This is a genomic window from Pseudomonas sp. NPDC089741 (assembly GCF_044748825.1).
Classification (GTDB): domain Bacteria; phylum Pseudomonadota; class Gammaproteobacteria; order Pseudomonadales; family Pseudomonadaceae; genus Aquipseudomonas; species Aquipseudomonas helmanticensis.
The window spans coordinates 35,689-39,706 of sequence record NZ_JBIVGT010000021.1 but is presented as its reverse complement, the minus strand read 5'-3'; the positions used below and the strand labels follow the sequence as shown (position 1 = coordinate 39,706).

Here is a 4,018-nt window from a genome sequence, read left to right as displayed (position 1 = left end):
ATCCCGTCATCACCCACCATTCGTTTCAAGTGTTTAGCGCAGCGGTAGTTCAGTCGGTTAGAATACCGGCCTGTCACGCCGGGGGTCGCGGGTTCGAGTCCCGTCCGCTGCGCCATATTAGGTAACCTGGACCACTGAACGCCAGGTCACCACGGAAAAACCCGCTGAAGCGGGTTTTTTTCTGCCTCAAGGTTTGAACAGTTGTACCTGCGGGATGTGTCGTTTTACCGGTTTTCGGATTTATTTGAAAAAAACTTCAATTAAATCAACACTTTACGAAAATTTGTGGCATAATGCGTCCCGTAACGAAGCGAAGGGTGATTAGCTCAGCTGGGAGAGCGTCTGCCTTACAAGCAGAATGTCGGCGGTTCGATCCCGTCATCACCCACCATTCGTTTCAAGCGTTTCGCGCAGCGGTAGTTCAGTCGGTTAGAATACCGGCCTGTCACGCCGGGGGTCGCGGGTTCGAGTCCCGTCCGCTGCGCCATATTCGGAATCTGGAACACTGAACGCCAGAGTCCACAGAAAGCCCGCCTTGTGCGGGCTTTTTGCTGTCTGCGATTCAACAAAATCACCAAACCCCTGTAGGAGCTGCGGCACGCTGCGATCCTTTGATCTTGCTCTCCGAAGATCAGAAGATCAGAAGATCAAAAGATCGCAGCCTCGTTGCACTCGACAGCTCCTACAGGGGGGCAACGCAGTTACTGGCTGGCATTCTGGCGATGGCGGTAGTCGCTCACCGCCTCATACACCGCTTTGCGCAAGCGGTTGATCCCGCCAATCGGTCGATGCGCCTCGATTCCGAACCACGGATTGAACGACAGGTTGTCGCACGCAAGATTCAACGCCGGCGTATCGAAGTCCTGTGGTGGCAGGGTGATCCGCGCCACGGTTTCAAAGGGTGAGTCCTGCTCGCGCCATTCAATACTGGTGTCTTCGATCGGCATGTAGGTGTTCGCATCCTGGCGCTGGATCTGCAGGACGAAACACGCCGGCACCCGATCCGTCGACAATTGCTGATTCAGCGCACTGCGCAGGAAGTTCGGCAGCTCATGATTCTGCTTGGGCAGGTTGTAAAGCGGACAGTTGTCGGGATCCGGCATCACTCGAAACTTCGCATTGGCCTCGCCAAATTTGTAGGGCGATACCGAAAAGTAGGTCGTCCCGGTCGGGCTGTCCGGCGGCGGTGACAGGGTTGCCAGCGCAATGAACAAATGGCGAATCTGCCAGGTGCGTGGATCCCAGCCCGGAAAAAACGCCATGACCTTTTTGCCGTCAGCCTGAGCCGCGACATTCTGGCGGTACTCGGCGACATCGCTGACGAAGAAGTTCGGATGGCTGAACATCACGAAATCCTGTTCGCGGCGCTCCTGACGGTCCCCCAGCAGCTGTTTGCCCGGCACATCGAGCAATTTGATCGCCATGCCCCGCGCATCACGAATGCTGTCGAATTGCGGGTAAGCATTGCCATTCGAGAGACGAATCATCGCCTGCCAGGCTTTCCCCGGCTCGCTGAATACCCCTTGGCGCAGTGATTGCGCCAGTTCCGGCAGCACGCGCACTTCAGCCTTCACACAGCCATGCGCCTTGGCATGCGCATCGCGCAGATACCGCGTGGGTTCGCGGTGTTGATCGACGATGCGCACAGCCGTCTGGATCACGTCCTGAGTCATCGCCGCTTCACCGGGTGGAATCTGCTCCAGCGTCGACACCGGCCCACGATGCTGCCAGGCAAACCACGCGGTGGCGATGGCCCAGCCGAGCAGGCCGATTACGAGCAGGAGCAGCAGGACTTTGCCGAGCAATCGTCCCAGCCACAACCAGAGTCGGGCAAGCATCGGCAGTTCTTTCTTGAAGGTGGGCAGGATCATGGCAATTGCGCCTCCAGTGGGCCGCCGAGGACTTTCAGGTATTCCAGCAACGCCCAGCGTTCCTCGGGTTGCAACAGTCGCCCGATGACGCCATTGCCCTGTGCGCCAGCACGAAACTCATGACCGCTGTTGTGGTTGCCGCTGATGCGCGTGTCGAACAGAAAGCCATTGGCGAAGGCTTCGGTGCGATAACCCAGATGCCGTGGATCGTATTCGAAGGTGCCTTTATAGAACGTGCTCGCGCGCTCATCCTGCGGCGACAGCAACTGATAAATGCTCGGCACCGAACCGTTGTGCAGAAACGGCGCGGTGGCCCAGACGCCAGCCAGTGGCCGTGCCTTATAAGAGACTTTTTCGCGCACGCCGATCGGCAGGCCAAAGCCATCGAGGTCGGGCTTTTCTTCCGGCGTGACATTGGCTTCGCGATAGGCGCGGTTTTCGACGAATGCGGTGACGTAAGCCAGTCCCTTGGCGACCGACAACTGGCTCAGATCCAGCGGTTCCTTGGGTGTCGGGTGCAGTTTGACGTCCATCTTTTCCAGTTCTTGCAGATCCCATTGCAGCGGCGTCAGGTCGAAACGATGGCTGGCAATGTTGTTGGCAGCGTTGGGATCGGTGCCGATCACATCGACTGGCAACATGTGCAAATGCTGCACCCAGCGCTCACCTTCACGGGTCTGGCGCGGGACGTGGCAGCCAGCGCAGTTCTCGCTGAACAGCGCACGGCCCTTGGCAGCCAGAGGCTTGTCGACGGCACCAAACAGGTCTTCCGGCCAGGCCGGCGGCTGAAGTTTTTGCAGGGTTTGCTCGATCTTGTGCAAATCGCGCACACGAACGCTGGAGGCGTAGCGCTCATCGCCTTGCAGGGGCTGACCATTGGCGTCGAAGAAATTCAGGGTAGCGCCGACGCCGAGCGCCTCACCGATATTGCGCGCCATCGGCTGCTGCGCCGAACCGTTCCATTGCACCCAGTCAAACGTCCACATGTCCCACAATTGCGGGTAATCCACCGGCGCGTCGGCCACCCGATAGTTGGCGGGAGAAATGGCATCGCCGAAGGTGGCATTGGCGATTCGCCCGAATGCATCGGCGCGCCCCGGACCTTCTTCGGTCGGGTAGAGGCCGCGATGGGTGTCGTTCCAGGCGACTTTGAGGAAGGTGTCCAACGAGCCTTTGAAGTCCTTGCGCAGTTGCGCCTGGCGCGCGTCGTACTCATCACCCAGTACGTTGCGGGCGAAACGTTCGAATTTCCAAGGGTTTAAGTATGTCGAGGTCAGACTGGCGACCAATGCTTGTCCGAAACTGCCACCGCGTAATGTAGGAACGCTGGACGGCAAGACATGCTGCGCCGTGCCGCCATCAATGCGCACAGCCTGGCCTTTGAAATGCAATTCGCCGGTGTGGCAAGCGGCGCAAGTTATGTCCAGATATTGCTCGGAACTGCCGGGATTCTGATGCCGGGCAAAACCTGGCGGCAGATTGGCCGGGTTATTCGGCGTGGCCCGCTGCTGCGGATCGATCAAAAAACCAAACCGGGCGAGGTACTCGGGGGCGGCGAAACGCTGCTCCGAAAAGGGTAGCTCCAATGCCTGGAACCATTCGTAACGCAGGCCTTTGACCTGGGTGCCTTGGGGCGTGAAGTAATAGGTTTGCCGCTGTTCTTCACTCCATTGATTCAGGTAATGCACCTGTTGTACGGGGGTGTAGAAGGGCAATTTCGGGTTGGCGACGTAATAGACAACCACCGCCAGGATGAGTCCCAGCAGCACCACGATCAGGGTCAGAACACGGAATAAGAGGCGCAAGATAAACATCCTTGTCGATTTGTTGCGCTGTTATGCCTGAGCCAGACCCGATGCGGCAAGTGGCCATTACGCCAGATGCTGTGGGAACCGGAGTCTGTTGTTCTCCGGTGCAGATGACAGAAGCTTCATCATGGCTTTAGCCAAATGCGTTTTAATCCCTGAACTTATCGGAAGATTCCTGCTCTCATGCCGGTAGCCATTGGTCGTGGCGGCCTGATAAGCTCGCGGCTTTACTCGATTGCCCTTTCGGCGCATGAACAAGGAAATAGCATGAAACAGCAGCGGGTGGCGGCGGCGGTTGGGCTGGTTAGCCGGGTGGGCGCGGGGTGTGGGGCGGGGGGC

Annotated in this window: 2 protein-coding genes, 4 tRNA genes and 1 pseudogene (1 of these 7 cut by a window edge); 5 read left to right on the top strand and 2 right to left on the bottom strand. The window is 58.3% G+C overall.

Features of this window, described 5'->3' with window-relative positions; translation table 11 throughout:
- From ACIPZE_RS19270 to ACIPZE_RS19255, 4 genes are all read left to right on the top strand, one after another.
- A tRNA-Val gene (locus ACIPZE_RS19270) sits at positions 1-19 on the top strand (it extends 65 nt beyond the left edge of the window).
- A gap of 19 nt (positions 20-38) precedes the next feature.
- Positions 39-115, top strand: a tRNA-Asp gene (locus tag ACIPZE_RS19265).
- Positions 116-315: 200 nt separating this feature from the next.
- A tRNA-Val gene (locus tag ACIPZE_RS19260) sits at positions 316-391 on the top strand.
- A gap of 19 nt (positions 392-410) precedes the next feature.
- Positions 411-487: transfer RNA gene (locus ACIPZE_RS19255), tRNA-Asp, on the top strand.
- 214 nt (positions 488-701) lie between these two features.
- Here ACIPZE_RS19255 and ACIPZE_RS19250 read toward each other — a convergent pair.
- Both ACIPZE_RS19250 and ACIPZE_RS19245 read right to left on the bottom strand, forming a co-directional pair.
- The gene (locus ACIPZE_RS19250; RefSeq protein ID WP_400774683.1) at positions 702-1,838 is read right to left on the bottom strand and encodes a catalase family protein; all 1,137 of its coding nucleotides are present in this window, start codon (positions 1,836-1,838) and stop codon (positions 702-704) included.
- Between the two features lie 29 nt (positions 1,839-1,867).
- Positions 1,868-3,676, bottom strand: coding sequence for a di-heme-cytochrome C peroxidase (locus ACIPZE_RS19245; RefSeq protein WP_400774618.1), 1,809 nt, complete (start codon positions 3,674-3,676; stop codon positions 1,868-1,870).
- Between the two features lie 186 nt (positions 3,677-3,862).
- Here ACIPZE_RS19245 and ACIPZE_RS19240 point away from each other — a divergent pair.
- Positions 3,863-4,018, top strand: a pseudogene (locus ACIPZE_RS19240) (FKBP-type peptidyl-prolyl cis-trans isomerase); the annotation flags it as partial.